The organism is Streptomyces sp. NBC_01176 (assembly GCF_045039825.1).
GTDB lineage: Bacteria > Actinomycetota > Actinomycetes > Streptomycetales > Streptomycetaceae > Streptomyces.
Genome location: NZ_CP108600.1, coordinates 7,092,542 through 7,111,052 on the forward strand (window position 1 = coordinate 7,092,542; position 18,511 = coordinate 7,111,052).

The window sequence follows — 18,511 nt, forward strand, 5'->3', positions numbered from 1 at the left end:
TCGATCCTCGCACGCGGTGGTGGCAATGCCTGCGGCCGGTCCCGGACGGTCCGCGTTGTCAGTGGGGCGTGGCAGGATCGGGGGCGTGGCAGAAACAGCATCGAAGAAGACCGAGAAGACCGCAGGTACGAGCCGTCCGCGACTGATGCTCATGGATGGGCACTCGCTGGCGTACCGCGCGTTCTTCGCGCTGCCCGCGGAGAACTTCACGACCGCGAGCGGCCAGCCGACGAACGCGATCTACGGTTTCGCGTCGATGCTGGCGAACACGCTGCGCGACGAGGCGCCCACGCATTTCGCGGTGGCGTTCGACGTCTCGCGCAAGACCTGGCGCTCCGAGGAGTTCACGGAGTACAAGGCGAACAGGTCGAAGACCCCGGACGAGTTCAAGGGCCAGGTCGAGCTGATCGGCGAGCTGCTGGACGCGATGCACGCGCAGCGGTTCGCGGTCGACGGCTTCGAGGCCGACGACGTCATCGCCACGCTGGCGACGCAGGCCGAGGCGGAGGGCTTCGAGGTCCTGATCGTCACCGGCGACCGTGACTCCTTCCAGTTGGTGTCGGAGCACACGACGGTCCTCTACCCGACGAAGGGTGTCTCCGAGCTGACCCGGTTCACTCCGGAGAAGGTCGTCGAGAAGTACGGGTTGACGCCGGCGCAGTACCCGGACTTCGCGGCGCTGCGCGGTGACCCGTCGGACAACCTGCCGGGCATTCCCGGTGTCGGTGAGAAGACGGCCGCGAAGTGGATCAACCAGTTCGGTTCGTTCGCGGAGCTGGTCGAGCGCGTCGACGAGGTGAAGGGGAAGGCCGGCCAGAATCTCCGTGACCATCTGGAGGCGGTGCGGCTCAACCGCCGTCTCACGGAGATGGTGAAGGACGTGGAGCTGCCGAGGGCGGTCACCGACCTGGAGCGCGCGGCGTACGACCGTACGGCGGTGGCGATGGTCCTGGACACCCTGGAGATCCGTAACCCCTCGCTGCGTGAGCGCCTGTTCGCGGTCGATCCCGGGGCGCAGGAGGCCGAGGAGGCGGCGCCGGTCGTCGCCGGTGTCGAGCTGGACGGCGCGGTGCTGGGCGCGGGCGAGCTGAAGCCGTGGCTCGCCGAGCACGGCGACGCGGTGCTCGGTCTGGCCACGGTCGACGCGTGGGCGCTGGGCGCCGGCTCGGTGGCGGAGATCGCGCTCGCCGCGGCGGAGGGGGCGGCCGCCTGGTTCGACCCCTCGGAGCTGGACGAGGGCGACGAGAACGCGTTCGCGAAGTGGCTCGCCGACCCCGCGAAGCCCAAGGTGCTGCACAACGCCAAGGGTGTGATGCGGGTCTTCGCCGAGCACGGCTGGAGCGTCGAGGGCGTGTCCATGGACACCGCGCTCGCCGCCTATCTGGTCAAGCCGGGCCGCCGTTCGTTCGCGCTGGACGCGCTGTCGCTGGAGTACCTCGGGCGGGAGCTGGGTCCGGCCGCCGCGGCCGACGGGCAGCTGGCCTTCGGAGCGGACGACGGAGCCGAGGCCGAGGCGCTGATGGCGCAGGCCCGCACGATCCTCGACCTCGGTGAGGCGTTCGGCGAGAAGCTGCGGGAGGTCGGCGCGGCCGATCTGCTGCGGGACATGGAGCTGCCCACGTCGGCGCTGCTGGCGCGCTTGGAGCGGTACGGCATCGCGGCCGACCGGGCGCACCTGGAGGCCATGGAGCAGATGTTCGGTGCCGCCGTGCAGCAGGCGGTGAAGGAGGCGCACGCCTCCGTGGGCCACGAGTTCAACCTCGGTTCGCCCAAGCAGCTCCAGGAGGTCTTCTTCGGGGAACTCGATCTGCCCAAGACGAAGAAGACGAAGACGGGTTACACGACGGACGCGGACGCGCTGGCCTGGCTGGCCACGCAGACCGACCACGAGTTGCCCGTCATCATGCTCCGCCACCGTGAGCAGGCGAAGCTGCGCGTGACGGTCGAGGGTCTGATCAAGACGATCGCCGCGGACGGCCGGATCCACACCACCTTCAACCAGACGGTGGCGGCGACGGGCCGTCTGTCGTCGGTGGACCCGAACCTGCAGAACATCCCGGTGCGTACGGAGGAGGGCCGCGCGATCCGCCGGGGCTTCGTGGTCGGCGAGGGCTTCGAGTCGCTGATGACGGCGGACTACAGCCAGATCGAGCTGCGGGTGATGGCTCATCTGTCCGAGGACGAGGGACTGCTCGAGGCGTTCACGTCGGGCGAGGACCTGCACACGACGGTGGCGTCCCAGGTGTTCTCGGTCGAGCGTTCGGCGGTCGACGCGGAGATGCGACGCAAGATCAAGGCCATGTCGTACGGCCTGGCGTACGGGCTGTCGGCGTTCGGCCTGTCCCAGCAGCTGAACATCGACGCGGGGGAGGCGCGTGCCCTGATGGAGACGTACTTCGAGCGTTTCGGCGGTGTCCGGGACTATCTGCGCCGGGTCGTGGACGAGGCGCGTGCCACGGGCTACACGGAGACCCTCTTCGGCCGGCGTCGTTATCTGCCCGACCTGAACAGCGACAACCGTCAGCGTCGCGAGACGGCCGAGCGCATGGCACTGAACGCGCCGATCCAGGGCACGGCCGCGGACATCGTCAAGATCGCGATGCTGAACGTGGACCGGGCGCTGCGCGAGGCCGGTCTGAAGTCCCGCATGCTCCTCCAGGTCCACGACGAAATCGTCCTGGAGATCGCCCCGGGGGAGCGCGCGAAGACCGAGGAGCTCCTGCGTCGCGAGATGGCGTCCGCCGTCGATCTCCGGGCCCCGCTCGACGTCTCCGTCGGCTCGGGAGCCGACTGGGAATCGGCGGCGCACTAGCCGCTTCGGCGACCGGGTTCCGGGTGACCGCGGAGCCTGCGCCGTCACCGGACCGGGGCCCGGCACCATCTGGTGCCGGGCCCCGGTCCGTCGCGACACCGGCCCCGTACGGCGGGCCCTCCGGCGCCGGACCGGCCCCTGGCGGTGGAAACCGTCTGGTTCCGCCGTCACGCAGATGAATCCGACCTGTGCAGGGCAAAAAAGTCACCGCCTCAGCCCATGGACGACGGCGCCGCGCCTCCCTGGCCGGGGCTGGCGTCCGACGGCCGGGGCCCGGAGACCCACAGCCCGGGGATCCGTAGTCACAGCTACCCGCAGGCCCAGGGTCCCGGAGCCTGGGGGCGGGGGGCCCGAAAGTCCAGGGCCCGGGTGCCCGGAGCCGCGAGGCTTTGGGGCCCGCAAGCCTCCGGCACCGGTGGCTCGGGAACCCGGAGGCTCGTACGGTGCCCGGGGCCGGGGTCCCGGTGGCTCAGGGGATCCGGAGGCGGGCTGCCGCCGTCTCCTGGTCGGCCCTCGCAGAGACCGTCACTCGCGTGGCCCTCGCAAAGACGCCCCCCGCGCAGGGGGACCGCGAGGATGCGGGCATGGGTATACGCATACTCCACCGCCGCACGGCCCTCCCCGCGGGCGTCGTCCCGGCGCTGTTCGCGCCGGTGCCCGCGGTGGCCGCGAGCGCGAGCACCGCTCAGACGCCCACGGCCCGCCGTTCCGGCCGCACCCCCGAGCCCGCCGCGCGTACGTCCCGTGACCTGGAGGCGACAGCCTCACGCCGGGGCACCGTCGCCCTGCCGGTGCACGCCGAGGGCGGCGGCCCGACCTGCGATCTCGCGAGCGAGTGTCAGTACGACGCGGGGAGCTTCGCCGAGGGCGCGGCCACGGAGGCCGTGCCGCGGCGGACGGAGCGGCTCCGGCACACCCTCGACCGGTGGGAGCTCGCCGCCCTCCGCCCCCTGGTCACCGTCTCGGACGGCATCGCGGCCCTGCGCCTGCCGGACGTGGTCGCCGGCTCCCGTTCCCTCCTGAGGACCCGCCTCCACGGCCTGAGCCTGCTCGGCCGCGTCCGCGGCGCGGCGCTCCGGGGCAGGCCCGCCGGGATGCCGGGCGGCCTGCGGGCGCACCGGGAGAACGGCTCGCTGCCCCGGCCGGCGCACGGCTGGCGGGTGCACAGCGTCGGCGCGTTCACGGGTACCGGCAGGACGTGCCGCATCGTCGTCCTGTCGCACGACAACCCGACGACGGCGTACGGAACCCGCACCCTCGGGCGCTTCGCGCGGGCCGTCCACCGCGGTCTGGGCCAGTCACGCGGCCTCGTCCGGGGGCCGGCCCCGTGGAGCGGGGTCAGCGGCGCGTCGGACGGTTCGGCTCCGTACGCGTGGCCACCGGGCCGGGACGAACCGGAGCGGGGCGCCACACCCTGACGCCGACGGCGTACAGCGCGAGGCCGAGGACGAGACCCGCGCCCGCGCCGAAGCACAGCGTCGGGATCAGTTCCCACGGCTTCGCGCCCGAGCCCCAGTAGGCCCACCACCGGGCAGCCCGCTGCGCGGCGGCGACGACCGCGCAGCCGCCGATCACGGCGGCCGCGAGCCACCGGTCGGCACGCGACAACCGCGGCACCCCGACCGGCTCGCCCGGTGGTGTCCGCCGCAGCGCGACGACCACGAAGACCGTGATCACCACGGCCGCCGCCATCGAAGTGCCGTACTGCGCGTACGTGAACAGGGGGGTGCCCCCGACGTCCCGTCCCAGCGCGGGCAGCAGCCGCACCCCCCACCGGTCGTGGTGCGTGAACGCGTCCCACACGACGTGCGTCAGCGCGCCGAGCACCGCCGACGCGTACCACCACAGCGCCAGGGACGCACCGGGCTCCCGGCGGGCCGTCCCGCAGCGCAGCAGTCCCGCGAGGCGCCCCTGACGGGTCCGTGGCAGCAGGGCCACCAACGGCTCGCGCAGGACCAGCCAGACGCCCACGAGGGCCCAGGCGACGAGCACGTCGAAGGTGAGGACACCGGCGAACGAGTGCGTGAAGGCACCGAATTCCATCGCTCCGGGTACCGCACTCGCCGCGTAGTAGGTCATGTCGGGAGCGAAGGAGCCGGCCACCAGGACCGCCGGCACCAGTCGGCTCCGGCCGCTTCCGTCGCCTCGCACGGCGGGCAGTACGGCCGCCGCATGACTGAGAGTGAAGGGCAAAACGTCCCCCTGTGGCCGACGTCGGTCGAAGGCGTCGCCTTCGGTGATCACCGAAGGCCATTATGAGAGACGGATGAGAAGCTCCGGGCGGGCCGCTCGGGGTACGTGTCCCACCGGACAATCGAACATGGCCAACCGGTGAAAACCGGGCACGAACGGGTGCCCGGGCGGCGGAAGTTGTCGTAGGGTCACCTGCGTCACTGTGCCAGCGAACGCGCGGAGCGCGGGCGGTCGACCACGGGAGGGGTTCACTCAATGGCGGCGCATTTCGGCAGACTGCGCAAGGGAGCGGCGTCCACCGCCGTGGCCGCCGCTGCGGTCGCGGCCCTGTCCGCTTCCCAGGCACCCGGAGTGGCCACCGACAGCCTCGGCAGACAGGCCTCGGGCGCCCAGCCCTCGGCCGACGCGAGCGCCGGCGGCCAGGACGGCGGCGCCGGCGCGGCGACCGGCAACTCGCCCTACTACACCGACCTGCCGCCGCTGAAGAGTCCGAACCCGAGCCCCTCGTCGACCATCGGGACGCCCGTCTCGGTCGGCGAGGCCGAGGCCGGCATACCGGCGACCGTGCTCGACGCCTACAAGAGGGCCGAGACCTCGCTGCGCGCGTCCAAGCCGGGCTGCAATCTGCCCTGGCAACTCCTCGCGGCCATCGGCAAGGTCGAGTCCGGGCAGGCGCGCGGCGGCCGTGTCGACGCGAACGGCACGACGTACTCGCCGATCCTCGGTCCCAAGCTCGACGGCAACGGCTTCGCGCTGATCGGCGACACCGACAACGGAGCGTACGACGGCGACAGCGCGTACGACCGCGCGGTGGGCCCCATGCAGTTCATCCCCTCCACCTGGGAGTGGGCGGGCCGCGACGGCAACGGCGACGGCAAGAAGGACCCCAACAACGTCTACGACGCGGCACTCGCGGCCGGTCACTACCTGTGCCGGGCCGGCCGTGACCTGTCCGTGCAGGCGCAGATGAACGCGGCGATCCTGAGCTACAACAACTCGACGGCCTACCTCAACACGGTGCTGTCGTGGCTGGAGTACTACCGCAAGGGCACCCACGAGGTGCCGGACGGCACGGGCAGCCTGCCGTCGCACAGCAGCGGCGGCGACAACTCCACGGCCGGCCCGGGACCGTCGCCGTCCGCGCCCTCGACACCCGAGTCGAAGCCGAGCACTCCCAAGCCGGGCGGCGGCGGTTCGACGGGCCCCGGCACGAGCCCGTCCGCGCCCGCTTCGCCCTCGACCCCGCCGGCCACGCCGCCCACGCCCACCGAGACGGTGGACCACCTGGAGGACGCGGACACCGGGAAGCTCACCGCGACGGCGGGCCAGACCTTCGCCACCAAGGTCTCGGTGCGCACCGAGACCAAGGCGGGCAAGGCGGTCGCGAAGGTCCGCGTCCGGTTCATGATCGTCGGAGACACGGACGCCACCTTCACGGGCGGTGAGAGCGCCGCCACGCTCGTCACCGACAGCAAGGGCACGGCGACCGCGCCCGCGCTCGTGGCGGGCGAGAAGACCGGCGGCTTCACGGTCCGCGCCACCGTCGTGGGCCGCACCCTGAGCGGCCTCGACTACGCCGCGACCGTCACCGCGCGCCAGGCCGACACCCTGACCCGCACCGGCGACACCGAGCTGACCTGCGTGCCGGGCGGCGAGTTCGCCGACCAGGTCCAGCTGAAGGCCACCTACAAGGGCGCCCCCGCGGGGAAGGTCGCGGCCACCGCCACGCTGGTCAAGTCGGCGGACGACGCGACCGAGAACGACAAGGGCCCGTACTTCAAGGACGCCGACGGCAAGACGGTCCGCACCCTCACGGACCTCACGACCGACGCCGACGGCGCGCTCAAGCTCCCCAAGCTGTACGCGGACGACACGACCGGCACGTTCCTGCTCCGCGTCACCACCACGGGCGGCGCGACACTGACGGTCGAGCTGAAGGTGGCCCCGGCCGCCACGGACACTCCGTCCGGCACCCCTGCGCCGTCCGGCACCCCCGCGCCGTCCGGCACGGCCACGCCGTAGTCCGGCACGGCCACGCCGTACTCCCGGCCCGGCCGGTCCCGCCGGGGCCACGCCAGGACCGGGACACGGCCGCTCGCGGCCCCCGCGTCACCAGGGCGCCCCTCCGCTTCCGGCGGAGGGGCGCCTTCGCCGTGTGCGCGACGTGTTCTCATCTCGGGCCGTCGTTGCTACGGTGCCCGACCTGACGATGCATCAGCTCCAGGCTCTCGGGAGGCCCGCATGCGTGCCCTCATCGCCGCCGCGACCGGTCTCGCCGTGGCGCTCGCCCTGGTGTTCACCATCACCGCCGTCGGCTCACCGGCCGGCAGGACGTCGCCGAAGCCGCTGCTCACCACCGTGCCCAAGCATCCGTAACCAGCCGGGAGGGCCGTCCAGATGCGCCGCAAGGCCAGCCTGATCCTGCTCGCCCTCGCCGTGTTCTGCGCGGCGCTGTCCCCACTGACGCGCTGGTACGTCTTCCCGCGGGTGGCCAAGATCCCCGCCGGCCAGTACCAGGACATGGTCCTGGAGGCGAAGGACGCGACCCTGCTCGACTACGGCACCATGAAGGCGAAGAAGGTCCCCGAGGTCACCGTCGTGCAGACCCTCAAGGGCAACGTCGAGGCCTCCGACCGGATCGAGCGGACGCCGGGCCGCGACGTCGTCGTCTGGGACTCCCTCTCCTATGTGCAGGGCCCCGACGGGAAGATGGTCTCCAAGCTCCCCGAGCGCTACATCTTCGACGCCCACACCCAGGAACCCGTCCACGCGACCGGTGAGTCGGTCGACGGCGACCCCGTCCGGCGCGACGGCATCGAGTTCAAGTGGCCCTTCCGGACGGAGAAGCGGGACTACGAGTACTTCGACGCGCAGACCCGCACCTCTGCCCCCATCCACTACGAGGGCACCCGGACCTTCCGCGGCGTCGAGGTCTACTACTTCGAGCAGACGATCCCCTGGACGAAGGTCGCGTTCCCCAAGGTCATGCCCGTCCAGGGCATCACCGCGCAGTCGGTCGCCAGGACCGGTACGACACGCTGGTACACGACCGTCCGCAGATTCTGGGTCGAACCGGTCACCGGCGCACCGGTCTACGGCGAGGAGATCCACAAAGAGGAACTGCGCGGCGGCACCCTGCTCGGCGGGCGCGCCAAGGTGACCGCCTTCTCCGGGCACGTGAAGATGCGCGAGGACTACATCGAGCACACCGTCGCCCTGGTCAAGTCCAACCGCACCCTGGTCCTGCTGATGACCTCCTACCTTCCCTGGGGCCTGCTGCTCCTGGGCGCCGTCCTGCTGTCCCTCTCCCTCTACCTGGAGGCGCGCGGCCGCCGCCCGGACGATCCCCCCACCCCCCGGGCCGCACGGCCCGAGCCGGTCAGCGCCTGAGCCGCGCGTTGGTATGGCGGGTCGGCTCCGCGGCCGCCGGATCCTCGGGCCACGGATGCTTGGGGTAACGGCCGCGCAGTTCGGCCCGGACCGCCCGGTAGCCGTCCTTCCAGAAGGAGGCGAGGTCGGCGGTGACCGCGGCGGGCCGCCCCGCGGGCGACAGCAGATGGACGAGTACGGGCACCCCGGCCACGGCCGGTGACGCGTGGAGACCGAACATCTCCTGCAACTTGACGGCGAGGACGGGCTGTTCGGGATTGCCGTAGTCGACCCGGATCCTGGACCCGCTGGGCACCTCGATCCGCTCGGGCGCGAGCTCCTCCAGCCGGGCGGCCTCACCGGTGGCCCAGGGCAGCAGCCGGGCCAGGGCCTGCCCGGCGTCGATCCGCGCCAGATCGGCCCGCCGCCGCGCACGGCTCAGCTCCGGCTCCAACCACTCCGCCACGCGCGCGTGGAGCGCGTCGTCGCCGACGTCGGGCCAGGGCGCGCCGAGATGCAGTCGCAGAAAGGCGAGCCGCCGGCGCAACGCCTCGGCGTCCGGGGACCACCGCAGCAACCCGAGTCCGTCCGCCCGCAGTCCCTCCAGCAGCGCCTCGCGTACGAGCCCGGGGTCGGCGTTCTGGAGCGGGCGCACCGCCAGCTCCACCGCCCCGAGCCGCTCGACCCGCCGCGCGACGACATCGCCCTCGGACCAGTGGACCTCCTCGCCCTCGGCCGCGAAGCTCGCGGCGGCGCGCCGGGCCGTCCCCTCGTCCACCACCGCCCCGAGCCGCACGCGCGCGTGCCCGGCGCCGACAGGACGGTCGGCCACGGCGACCGCCAGCCAGGGCGCGTCGCGCAGGGCGGAGCCGTCACCGATGTCGGCGCGGGTCCCGTTCACCATCAGGTACGAGCCGCCCTGCGCCCGCGCGAGGCGCTCGGGGAACGCGAGGGCGGCGACCAGCCCGGCGACGCGGTCGTCCCCGGGGCCGGCCCGGCCACCCGTGTCCCTGTCCGGCGGCAGGTCCTTCGGCCTCTTCTTCGCGGCGTCCTCGGTGGCCGAGCGCAGTCGGCGGGCCTCGGTGCGCCAGCGTGCCGCGTAGGCGTCACCGCCCCGCCGGGCCGTCCGCCAGGCCGCCGCCAGATCGTCCCCGTACTCCCGTGGCGGCTCCTCGCTCAGCAGCGCGACCACGTCGGCCGCCCGGTCCGCACCGACCTCGGGCGCCGCGTCCAGCAGCGCCCGCGCCAGCCGTGGGTGCAGGCCCAGCCGGGACATGCGGACACCGCGTTGCGTGGCCCGGCCCGCCGGGTCGACCGCGCCCACCGCCGACAGGACGGAGCGCGCCGCCGCCATCGCGCCGGCCGGCGGCGGGTCCAGCAGGGCAAGTCCCGTCACCTCCGGGTCGCCCCAACAGGCCGCCTGCAGGGCGAACGCCGTCAGGTCGGCCACCTTGATCTCGGGCGCGGGAAAGCGGGGGAGACGGGCGTCCTCCGCCTCGGACCAGCAGCGGTACACCCGTCCCGGCGCCTCACGGCCGGCCCGCCCCGCCCGCTGCCGTCCGGCCGCCTGCGCGGCCCGCACCGTCGTCAGCGCGCTCAGCCCCCGCGCGTGGTCCACCCGGGGCTCGCGTGCGAGCCCCGAGTCCACGACCACCCGCACTCCGGGGACCGTCAGCGACGACTCCGCGACGGAGGTGGCCAGGACCACCCGGCGCCCCGCGCCCGGGGCCAGCACCGCGTCCTGCACCGCCGCGGACGCCCGCCCGTGCACCTGGAGCACGTCGGTCCCGCCGAGGTCCCCCAACTGACCGGCGACCCGCGCGATCTCCCCCACGCCGGGCAGGAAACACAGCACGTCCCCGTCGCGCTCGGCCAGCGCCCGCCGCACCACCGACACCACGTGGGCGAGCAGCGCGGGGTCGACCCGCATGCCGTGCGGGGGACGGACGGGCCGCGCCGGGGGCGCCCAGACCACCTCCACCGGATACGAGACCCCCTGCGCCTCGACGACCGGCGCCCCGCCCAACAGCCGGGCCCAGCCCTCGGCGTCGGTCGTGGCGGAAGCGGCCACGAGCCGCAGTTCGGGACGGAGCGCGGCCCGGACGTCCAGGAGGAAGGCGGCCACCGTGTCGGCGTCCAGATGCCGTTCGTGGCACTCGTCGAGGACCACCACGTCGACGCCCGCGAGCTCCTGGTCCCTCTGCAGCCGCTGAAGGAGCACTCCCGTCGTGACGACCTCCACGCGCGCGCGTGGCCCCACGACCCGCTCCCCGCGCACGGTGTAGCCCACGTTCCCGCCGACCTGCTCGCCGAGCAGCCACGCCATCCGCCGGGCCGCGGCCCGCGCCGCGATCCGCCGCGGTTCGGCGACCAGCACCCGGCGCGCCGGGCCCCCGCCGACGAGCCCGGCGAGAACCAACGGCACGAGGGTCGTCTTGCCGGTGCCCGGCGGGGCGCACAACACCGCCGCACCGTGCTCCTCCAGGGCGTCGCGCAGCGCGGGCACGGCGGAACGGACGGGCAGCCGGTCGAGGGCGTCGGTACGGATCACGCCCCCAGTCTCGTACGAGGTCGCGCAGGGGCGTCAAACACGCCCCGCACGCGGGTGTGCCCCGCACGCGCGCGTGCGGGGCACACGGACACCCCTGTGGGGGCGAGCCGGGGGCGAACGGTGGGGAACGGCCTCAGTCCCGCAGGCACACGAAGATCGCGGTGCCCGGGATCAGGTTCCCGCGCAGCGGGGACCAGCCGCCCCACTCCTGGGTGTTCCAGGCGGGCCACTCCGGCTCGACGACGTCCAGGAGCCGGAAGCCCCCGGCCACCACGTCACGCACCCGGTCGCCCACCGTCCTGTGGTGTTCGACGTACACCGCGCGACCCTCGTCGTCCTGCTCGACATAGGGGGTGCGGTCGAAGTACGAGGCGGAGACCGACAGTCCTTCCGGACCCGGCTCGTCCGGGAACGCCCAGCGGACCGGATGCGTCACGGAGAAGACGAAGCGGCCGCCGGGACGCAGGACGCGGTGCACCTCGCGCAGCACCCGGACGGGGTCGGCGACGAACGGCAGCGCCCCGTACGCGGAACACGCGAGGTCGAAGGAGCCGTCCGCGAAGGGCAGCGCGCCCGCGTCGGCCTCCACCAGCGGCACCCGGCCGCCTATGCGCAGCGCGTGCTGGAGCTGGCGGTGGGAGAGGTCCAGGGCGACCGGGCGGGCGCCCTGGGCCGCCAGCCAGCGCGAGCACTGGGCCGCGCCGGCGCCGATCTCCAGGACGTCCTTCCCCTTGAGGTCCTCCGGCGGGCCGAGCAGCTCGGCCTCCACCTCGTCGAGGCCCTCGGGGCCCCACACGAAGCGGTCGTCCCCGAGGAACGTGCCGTGCTCGATCTGATAGTCGTCCGCGTTCCGGTCCCACCAGCTGCGGTTGGCGCGGGAACTCTCGGTGACGTCCGCGTCGCGTCGGGTGGCTTCGGGTTCGGACTGCTCGGGCTCTTGGATGATCGGCTCCCTCGTATTAATCTGCGGGCTCGGCCCTTCGACCCGCCTCGGGGGTGTCACGGCAGGGGTCGACCAGGGCCCGCGTGGCCTCATGAGACAGGTCTTGTGCCGGGAATGCGGCGATCTGCCCCGGGTGTGCGCCTTCGCGCATTGACCCTGCCCGGCTGCCCCCGTATGCTACAAGTTGCGCTGCGGGCCTGCGCACCTCAGACGTAGCAGGCTGCGCTCGCATCTGTATGTATGTCCCCTCGGTTTTCGAGGCGCCACCGGTGGTGTTCGTAAGGACACGGTCCCGGACGGGCGCTTCCTTGGCTGTCCGGCCGTCTGCAGAGCGAAACGGGCTCCCGGCGTAAGCAGTACCTACGACTCACTGTCCGTACCGGAGCCCTTTCCCACATGACGAGCAGCACCGAGACCACCTCTACCACGCCGCAGGTAGCGGTCAACGACATCGGTAACGAGGAAGCCTTCCTCGCCGCGATCGACGAGACGATCAAGTACTTCAACGACGGCGACATCGTCGACGGCGTCATCGTGAAGGTCGACCGGGACGAGGTCCTGCTCGACATCGGTTACAAGACCGAAGGTGTCATCCCGAGCCGCGAGCTCTCGATCAAGCACGACGTCGACCCCAATGAGGTCGTCGCCGTCGGTGACGAGATCGAAGCCCTTGTTCTCCAGAAGGAGGACAAGGAAGGCCGCCTGATCCTCTCGAAGAAGCGCGCCCAGTACGAGCGCGCCTGGGGCACCATCGAGAAGATCAAGGAAGAGGACGGCATCGTCACCGGTACCGTCATCGAGGTCGTCAAGGGTGGTCTCATCCTCGACATCGGCCTCCGTGGCTTCCTGCCGGCCTCCCTCGTCGAGATGCGCCGTGTCCGCGACCTCCAGCCCTACGTGGGCAAGGAGCTCGAGGCCAAGATCATCGAGCTGGACAAGAACCGCAACAACGTGGTCCTGTCCCGCCGTGCCTGGCTGGAGCAGACCCAGTCCGAGGTCCGCCAGACGTTCCTCACCACCCTCCAGAAGGGTCAGGTCCGCTCCGGCGTCGTCTCCTCGATCGTCAACTTCGGTGCCTTCGTGGACCTGGGTGGCGTCGACGGTCTGGTGCACGTCTCCGAGCTCTCCTGGAAGCACATCGACCACCCCTCCGAGGTTGTCGAGGTCGGCCAGGAAGTCACCGTCGAGGTTCTCGACGTCGACATGGACCGCGAGCGCGTCTCCCTGTCGCTCAAGGCGACGCAGGAAGACCCGTGGCAGCAGTTCGCCCGTACGCACCAGATCGGTCAGGTCGTCCCGGGTAAGGTCACCAAGCTCGTTCCGTTCGGTGCGTTCGTCCGCGTGGACGAGGGCATCGAGGGTCTGGTCCACATCTCCGAGCTGGCCGAGCGCCACGTGGAGATCCCGGAGCAGGTCGTCCAGGTCAACGACGAGATCTTCGTCAAGGTCATCGACATCGACCTCGAGCGCCGCCGCATCAGCCTCTCGCTGAAGCAGGCCAACGAGGCCTTCGGTGCCGACCCGGCGTCGGTCGAGTTCGACCCGACCCTGTACGGCATGGCCGCGTCGTACGACGACCAGGGCAACTACATCTACCCCGAGGGCTTCGACCCCGAGACCAACGACTGGCTCGAGGGCTTCGAATCCCAGCGTGAGGTGTGGGAGACGCAGTACGCCGAGGCGCAGACGCGCTTCGAGCAGCACCAGGCTCAGGTCATCAAGTCCCGCGAGGCGGACGCTCAGGCCGAGGCCGAGGGTGCCAGCACCTCCAGCGCGGCTCCGGCCGCGTCCGGTGGCGGTTCGTACTCCTCGGAGTCGGACGACACCTCCGGCGCCCTGGCGTCGGACGAGGCCCTGGCTGCCCTGCGTGAGAAGCTCGCCGGCGGCCAGAGCTGAAAGGCTCCCCGCTAGGCAGTAGCTGAAAGAAGTGGGCCCGCACCGATTCGGTGCGGGCCCACTTCCATGGGGGGCCGTTTTCCCGGGACGGGTCAGGGCGTCACCGTGATGTTGGTGAGCCCCTTGCCGCCCGTCACCGTGTTCGACGCGTACACGGTGGTCCCGCACGAGGTGCCGTAGTTCGTGACGTTGACCGCCAGCTGCTTGTCACCCGACGCGCCCCGCAGGTCCGAGGTGTTGCCGCGGAACACCGTGCCGCAGCCCCAGCCGGACTGCTGGGTGTGGGTCTCGTAGCCGTCGTTCGTGGTGGCGGTGCCCCTGTTGTTCTCGACGAGGACGCCGTTGCCCTTCACGTCGACCCAGGAGTCGTCGAAGTTGGCGCCGGTCAGACCGCTGCCGTCGAAGGTGTTGCCGGTGATGCGCGCACCCGTGGTGCCCTCCTTGATGTCGACGTTCTCGCCGCCCACGTCCGGGCCGATCGTGTTCCCGGTGATCTCGATGCGGTCGCTCTTGTCCGAGGTCCCGCCGGCCGTGCCGACGTAGACGCCCTCGCCCATGCCGCGTCCGTCGTTCCCGGTGTCGTAGATCCTCGAGTTCCTGATCACGCCGTCCGTGCTGGAGTTGCGGAAGTGGACGCCCTCCATGTCGAGCCCGTGGACGGTCACCGAGTCGACGACGACGCCCTTCGCCGAGTCGATCATGATGCCCTTCTGGCCACCGGTGACGGTGACGCCCCGGACCGTCCAGTACGAGGCGCCGTTGAGATGCAGCCCATAACCGCCGCCCGCTGTGAGGACGGCCTTCGAGGAGCCGGTGAGGGTGATGCGGGAGCCGGAGGTCGCGACCGTCGTCGTCTTGAAGTTGCCGGTGTACGTGCCGTCCGCGAGGTGGATGGTGTCGCCGGGTGCGGCGGAGGTGAGCGCCGACTTCAGCTGGGCGGCCGTGGCGACCTCGATCGTCTGGGCCGCGGCGGCGGTGGGCGCTGACGCCAGCATCCCGCGCGTGGCCAGCGCCGCGCCGAGCGAGGGGAGGAGGAGCGCGCTTCGGATACGCATGTGGGGGTGACCTTCCCGTCGGTTCGCAAGAAGTCTGTCTTGTACGTGACGGTTCTTGTACGTGAACGCTGGGTGCCCATATGAACGTAAGGGCGCCTCGGATCCGTGTCAAGGTCCGTACCGGGCCGGTGTGCGGGGAGGGAAACGTGGCGGATACACGAGTAACTGCAGGGCTGTAACCGGCCGTTGCCAGGATCCCCGGGTCATCCAAGATCGAGAGGGGAGCCGAAGCATGGCAGCTCAGGAGCGATCGAGTGCGTCGAGCCGGCGCGCGTTCTTGCGCACCGTCGGTCTGACCGGCGGTGCGGGCGCGATGTTCGCCACCATGGGGGCCCTCGGCCTCGCGCCCACCGCGCAGGCCGCCCAGCGTGAACAGCCTTACCGCGCACCGAAGTCGGGCGATTTCACACTCACCGGGAGAGGTGCCGCGAAGGTCGTGGTCGTCGGCGGGGGCATCGCCGGACTCGCCTGCGCGTACGAGCTCGGCAAGGCGGGCTACGACTGTACGGTCCTGGAGGCCAGGGACCGGACCGGCGGCCGTAACTTCACCGTGCGCGGCGGGGACACGACCACCGACCTGTACGGCAACACCCAGACGGCACGGTTCGGCGACGGCCAGTACATGAACGCCGGACCGGCCCGCATCCCGCAGTGGATGGTTACCCTCGACTACTGCCGCGAACTCGGCGTCCCCGTCGAGGTGTTCACGAACACGAACGCGGATGCGTACATGTACAACGAGTCGTCCGGCATGACCAAGCCCGTACGCCACCGCACCGCCAAGGCCGACGTGTACGGCTACGTCTCCGAACTGCTCGCCAAGGCCACCGACAAGGGCGCCCTCGACAAGGAGTTGACCGCCACCGACCAGGACCGGCTCGTCGAGTTCCTCAAGGACTTCGGTGAACTCGGCGACGGACTCGCCTACGAGGGCGGACCGCGCCGCGGCTACACCACCGTCCCCGCCGCCGCCGGAACTCCGGGGGTGATCCTCGGCGACGTACCGACCGCCTCCGAGGTCTTCGCCAGCGGCGTCGGCCGCTACTTCTCCTTCGAGTTCGAATTCGACCAGGCCATGCTGATGTTCCAGCCCGTGGGCGGCATGGACCAGATACCGAAGGCGCTCACCAGGGCGATCGGCTCCCACCGCATACGCACCGGAGCGGCGGTCTCCCGGATCACCGACAAGGGGAACGGCGTCACCGTCACCTACACCCAGGGCGGGCGCACGAAGTCCCTCGACGCCGACTTCTGCGTCGCCGCCCTGCCGCCCAACATCCTCGCCGGAATCCCGCACAACCTCGGCTCCGGCGTCCAGAGCGCCCTGGAGGCGATCACCCCGCAGTCCGCGGGCAAGATCGGCCTCGAATACCGCTCACGCTGGTGGGAGCTCGACCACCGCATCTACGGCGGCATCACCGAGACCGACCAGGACGTCACCCACATCTGGCACCCCTCCTACGGCTACAACGGCCGGCGCGGCGTCATGATCGGCTACTACAACTACGGCTCCGACGCGGACTCTTACGCCAAGCTCAGCCCCAGGGACCGGGAGAAGCGCGCGGTGGCCGCGGGCGTGAAGATCTACGGCGAGAAGTACCGCACCGAACTCGACTCGTCCTTCTCCCACCACTGGCGTCAGACACCCCACCTGGAAGCCGCCTGGCACGACACCCCCGGCGGCCCCGACGACCCCCGCTACGCGCCCCTGAACCGGCCCACCGGACGCGTCCACTTCGCGGGAGACTGGCTCAGCTACACCGACGCCTGGCAGCACGGCGCCTTCACCTCCGCCCGCAACGCCGTCACCTCGATCCACGCGCGCGTGCTGTCGTCGTAACGCTCCCCGCGCGCGTGGAGTCCTCGCAACACGCGTGCGCTGTGCCCGTGGCCGCCCGCGGTGCCGGCACCGCGGGCGGCCACGGCCGCTCGTGACGGACGGGAGGAAGCGACGAGCAGCGGTGCGGAGCACGGGACGGGAATGTCCGTGCTCCGCACCACGTTGTGCCCTAGGAACACGAGGAGGAGCGGTCACAGTGCTTGATCCGCAGGGTTTGTACGCATGGGAGCCGAAGGGCCTGGCCGTGGTGGACATGGCGCTCGCCCAGGAGTCGGCCGGACTGGTCATGCTCTACCACTTCGACGGATACATCGACGCGGGTGAAACGGGCGACCAGATCGTCGACCGGCTGCTCGACTCGCTGCCCCACCAGGTCGTGGCCCGATTCGACCACGACCGGCTGGTGGACTACCGGGCACGCCGCCCGCTGCTGACGTTCAAGCGCGACCGGTGGACCGACTACGAGGAGCCCACGCTCGACGTGCGGCTCGTCCAGGACGCCACGGGCGCGCCCTTCCTGCTGCTGTCCGGCCCCGAGCCGGACGTCGAGTGGGAGCGCTTCGCCGCCGCCGTCGAGCAGATCGTGGAGCGGCTCGGCGTCCGGCTCGCGGTGAACTTCCACGGCATCCCCATGGGCGTGCCGCACACCCGCCCCGTGGGCCTCACACCGCACGGCAACCGCACCGACCTGGTCCCCGGCCACCGCAGCCCCTTCGACGAGGCACAGGTCCCCGGCAGCGCGGAGGCGCTCGTCGAGTACCGCCTCATGGAGGCAGGGCACGACGTGCTGGGCGTCGCCGCGCACGTTCCGCACTACATCGCCCGCTCCCCGTACCCGGACGCCGCACTGACCGTCCTGGAGGCCATCACGGGCGCCACGGGCCTGGTGCTCCCCGGCATCGCGCACTCGCTGCGCAACGAGGCGCACCGCACCCAGACGGAGATCGACCGGCATATCCAGGAGGGCGACGAGGAACTCGTCTCCCTCGTCCAGGGCCTTGAGCACCAGTACGACGCCGCGGCGGGCTCGGAGACGCGGGGCAACATGCTCGCGGAGCCCGTGGAGATCCCATCGGCGGACGAGATCGGGCTGGAGTTCGAGCGCTTCCTCGCGGAGCGCGAAGGCGACTCGTAGGCCGTGCCGCCCGCCCGCACCGCGTCCGGGCGGGAACGGCCGCTGCGCGTGGGGGCCGCGCCGGTGCCCGTCGGGGGCAGGCCCTAGGCTTTCCGGCATGTTGAAGGTGGGCCTGACCGGCGGTATCGGCGCCGGCAAGAGCGAGGTGTCGCGGCTCCTCGTCGAGCACGGCGCGGTACTGGTCGACGCGGACCGCATCGCGCGGGAGGTCGTCGAACCCGGAACTCCCGGGCTCGCGGCCGTCGTCGAGGCCTTCGGCACGGAGGTGCTCGCACCGGACGGCAGCCTGGACCGCCCCGGACTGGGCTCGATCGTCTTCGCCGACCCCGGGAGACTCGCGGTCCTGAACTCGATCGTGCACCCCCTGGTGGGGGCTCGCTCCCGCGCCCTGGAGAGCGCCGCCGCGCCCGACGCCGTGGTCGTCCACGACGTCCCCCTCCTCGCCGAGAACTCCCTGGAAGGTCTCTACGACCTCGTGATCGTCGTGGACGCCGCCCCGGAGACCCAGCTCGACCGGCTGGTGCGGCTGCGCGGCATGACCGAGGCGGACGCCCGCGCCCGCATGGCCGCCCAGGCCACCCGCGAACAGCGCCTCGCGATCGCCGACGTCGTCATCGACAACGACGTCCCCCTGGAGCAGCTGAGGCGGCGCGTGGGGGAGGTATGGGCGGATCTCGTGCGCCGAGCGCGCGCTCGCGAGGAATAGCGGCCCTCGTC

General features: G+C 71.8%; 13 protein-coding genes. 9 read left to right on the top strand and 4 right to left on the bottom strand.

Features of this window, described 5'->3' with window-relative positions:
• Positions 1-85 precede the first annotated feature (85 nt).
• Complete coding sequence (gene polA, locus OG199_RS30680) at positions 86-2,812, top strand: DNA polymerase I (RefSeq protein ID WP_356809432.1); 2,727 nt, start codon at positions 86-88, stop codon at positions 2,810-2,812.
• Positions 2,813-3,396: 584 nt separating this feature from the next.
• Entirely contained in the window at positions 3,397-4,230 is an 834-nt protein-coding gene (locus tag OG199_RS30685) for a hypothetical protein (RefSeq protein WP_405832191.1), read from the top strand.
• Here the strand turns inward: OG199_RS30685 and OG199_RS30690 are convergent.
• Entirely contained in the window at positions 4,151-5,005 is an 855-nt protein-coding gene (locus OG199_RS30690) for a DUF4184 family protein (protein WP_405832192.1), read from the bottom strand. The two genes, OG199_RS30685 and OG199_RS30690, sit on opposite strands and share 80 nt — an antisense overlap.
• A 255-nt stretch (positions 5,006-5,260) precedes the next feature.
• Between OG199_RS30690 and OG199_RS30695 the strand changes: the two genes are divergently transcribed.
• The 3 genes from OG199_RS30695 to OG199_RS30705 all read left to right on the top strand — a co-directional run bounded on the left by OG199_RS30695 (position 5,261) and on the right by OG199_RS30705 (position 8,395).
• Positions 5,261-7,027 carry a lytic transglycosylase domain-containing protein gene (locus tag OG199_RS30695; protein ID WP_405832194.1) on the top strand — a complete coding sequence of 589 codons (1,767 nt, stop codon included), beginning with the start codon at positions 5,261-5,263 and terminating at the stop codon, positions 7,025-7,027.
• A 219-nt stretch (positions 7,028-7,246) separates the two neighbouring features.
• A complete protein-coding gene (locus OG199_RS30700; RefSeq protein ID WP_402170656.1) occupies positions 7,247-7,381 on the top strand; it encodes an SPW_0924 family protein in 135 nt (44 codons plus the stop codon).
• Positions 7,382-7,402: 21 nt separating this feature from the next.
• Positions 7,403-8,395: a DUF3068 domain-containing protein gene (locus OG199_RS30705; protein ID WP_405832196.1), complete on the top strand. Its 993-nt coding sequence runs from the start codon at positions 7,403-7,405 to the stop codon at positions 8,393-8,395.
• Here OG199_RS30705 and hrpB read toward each other — a convergent pair.
• Together hrpB and OG199_RS30715 are read right to left on the bottom strand one after the other, a co-directional pair.
• A complete protein-coding gene (gene hrpB, locus OG199_RS30710; protein WP_405832198.1) occupies positions 8,385-10,925 on the bottom strand; it encodes an ATP-dependent helicase HrpB in 2,541 nt (846 codons plus the stop codon). The two genes, OG199_RS30705 and hrpB, sit on opposite strands and share 11 nt — an antisense overlap.
• Before the next feature lie 133 nt (positions 10,926-11,058).
• Positions 11,059-11,961, bottom strand: a complete 903-nt coding sequence (locus OG199_RS30715; RefSeq protein WP_401798549.1) for a class I SAM-dependent methyltransferase — start codon at positions 11,959-11,961, stop codon at positions 11,059-11,061.
• Between the two features lie 303 nt (positions 11,962-12,264).
• On the opposite strand from OG199_RS30715, the gene rpsA reads away from it, so the two are divergent.
• Positions 12,265-13,764: a 30S ribosomal protein S1 gene (gene rpsA, locus OG199_RS30720; RefSeq protein ID WP_168527616.1), complete on the top strand. Its 1,500-nt coding sequence runs from the start codon at positions 12,265-12,267 to the stop codon at positions 13,762-13,764.
• Positions 13,765-13,856: 92 nt separating this feature from the next.
• Here the strand turns inward: rpsA and OG199_RS30725 are convergent, their stop codons facing one another.
• Positions 13,857-14,819, bottom strand: coding sequence for a right-handed parallel beta-helix repeat-containing protein (locus OG199_RS30725; RefSeq protein ID WP_405832200.1), 963 nt, complete (start codon positions 14,817-14,819; stop codon positions 13,857-13,859).
• A gap of 313 nt (positions 14,820-15,132) precedes the next feature.
• On the opposite strand from OG199_RS30725, the gene OG199_RS30730 reads away from it, so the two are divergent.
• The 3 genes from OG199_RS30730 to coaE all read left to right on the top strand — a co-directional run bounded on the left by OG199_RS30730 (position 15,133) and on the right by coaE (position 18,500).
• Positions 15,133-16,659, top strand: coding sequence for a flavin monoamine oxidase family protein (locus tag OG199_RS30730; RefSeq protein ID WP_405834725.1), 1,527 nt, complete (start codon positions 15,133-15,135; stop codon positions 16,657-16,659).
• Positions 16,660-16,855: 196 nt separating this feature from the next.
• Entirely contained in the window at positions 16,856-17,794 is a 939-nt protein-coding gene (locus OG199_RS30735; protein WP_405832201.1) for a PAC2 family protein, read from the top strand.
• A 97-nt stretch (positions 17,795-17,891) separates the two neighbouring features.
• Positions 17,892-18,500 carry a dephospho-CoA kinase gene (coaE, locus tag OG199_RS30740; protein WP_356808973.1) on the top strand — a complete coding sequence of 203 codons (609 nt, stop codon included), beginning with the start codon at positions 17,892-17,894 and terminating at the stop codon, positions 18,498-18,500.
• Positions 18,501-18,511: the final 11 nt, after the last annotated feature.

What these genes read in the sequence shown, in the direction of transcription:
- OG199_RS30705 (WP_405832196.1), top strand. Translation starts at nt 7,403, where the DNA reads ATGCGCCGCAAGGCCAGCCTGATCCTGCTCGCCCTCGCCGTGTTCTGC.
- OG199_RS30700 (WP_402170656.1), top strand. Translation starts at nt 7,247, where the DNA reads ATGCGTGCCCTCATCGCCGCCGCGACCGGTCTCGCCGTGGCGCTCGCC.
- OG199_RS30730 (WP_405834725.1), top strand. Translation starts at nt 15,133, where the DNA reads ATGTTCGCCACCATGGGGGCCCTCGGCCTCGCGCCCACCGCGCAGGCC.
- rpsA (WP_168527616.1), top strand. Translation starts at nt 12,265, where the DNA reads ATGACGAGCAGCACCGAGACCACCTCTACCACGCCGCAGGTAGCGGTC.
- coaE (WP_356808973.1), top strand. Translation starts at nt 17,892, where the DNA reads ATGTTGAAGGTGGGCCTGACCGGCGGTATCGGCGCCGGCAAGAGCGAG.
- OG199_RS30725 (WP_405832200.1), bottom strand. Translation starts at nt 14,819, where the DNA reads ATGCGTATCCGAAGCGCGCTCCTCCTCCCCTCGCTCGGCGCGGCGCTG.
- OG199_RS30685 (WP_405832191.1), top strand. Translation starts at nt 3,397, where the DNA reads ATGGGTATACGCATACTCCACCGCCGCACGGCCCTCCCCGCGGGCGTC.
- OG199_RS30715 (WP_401798549.1), bottom strand. Translation starts at nt 11,961, where the DNA reads ATGAGGCCACGCGGGCCCTGGTCGACCCCTGCCGTGACACCCCCGAGG.
- OG199_RS30695 (WP_405832194.1), top strand. Translation starts at nt 5,261, where the DNA reads ATGGCGGCGCATTTCGGCAGACTGCGCAAGGGAGCGGCGTCCACCGCC.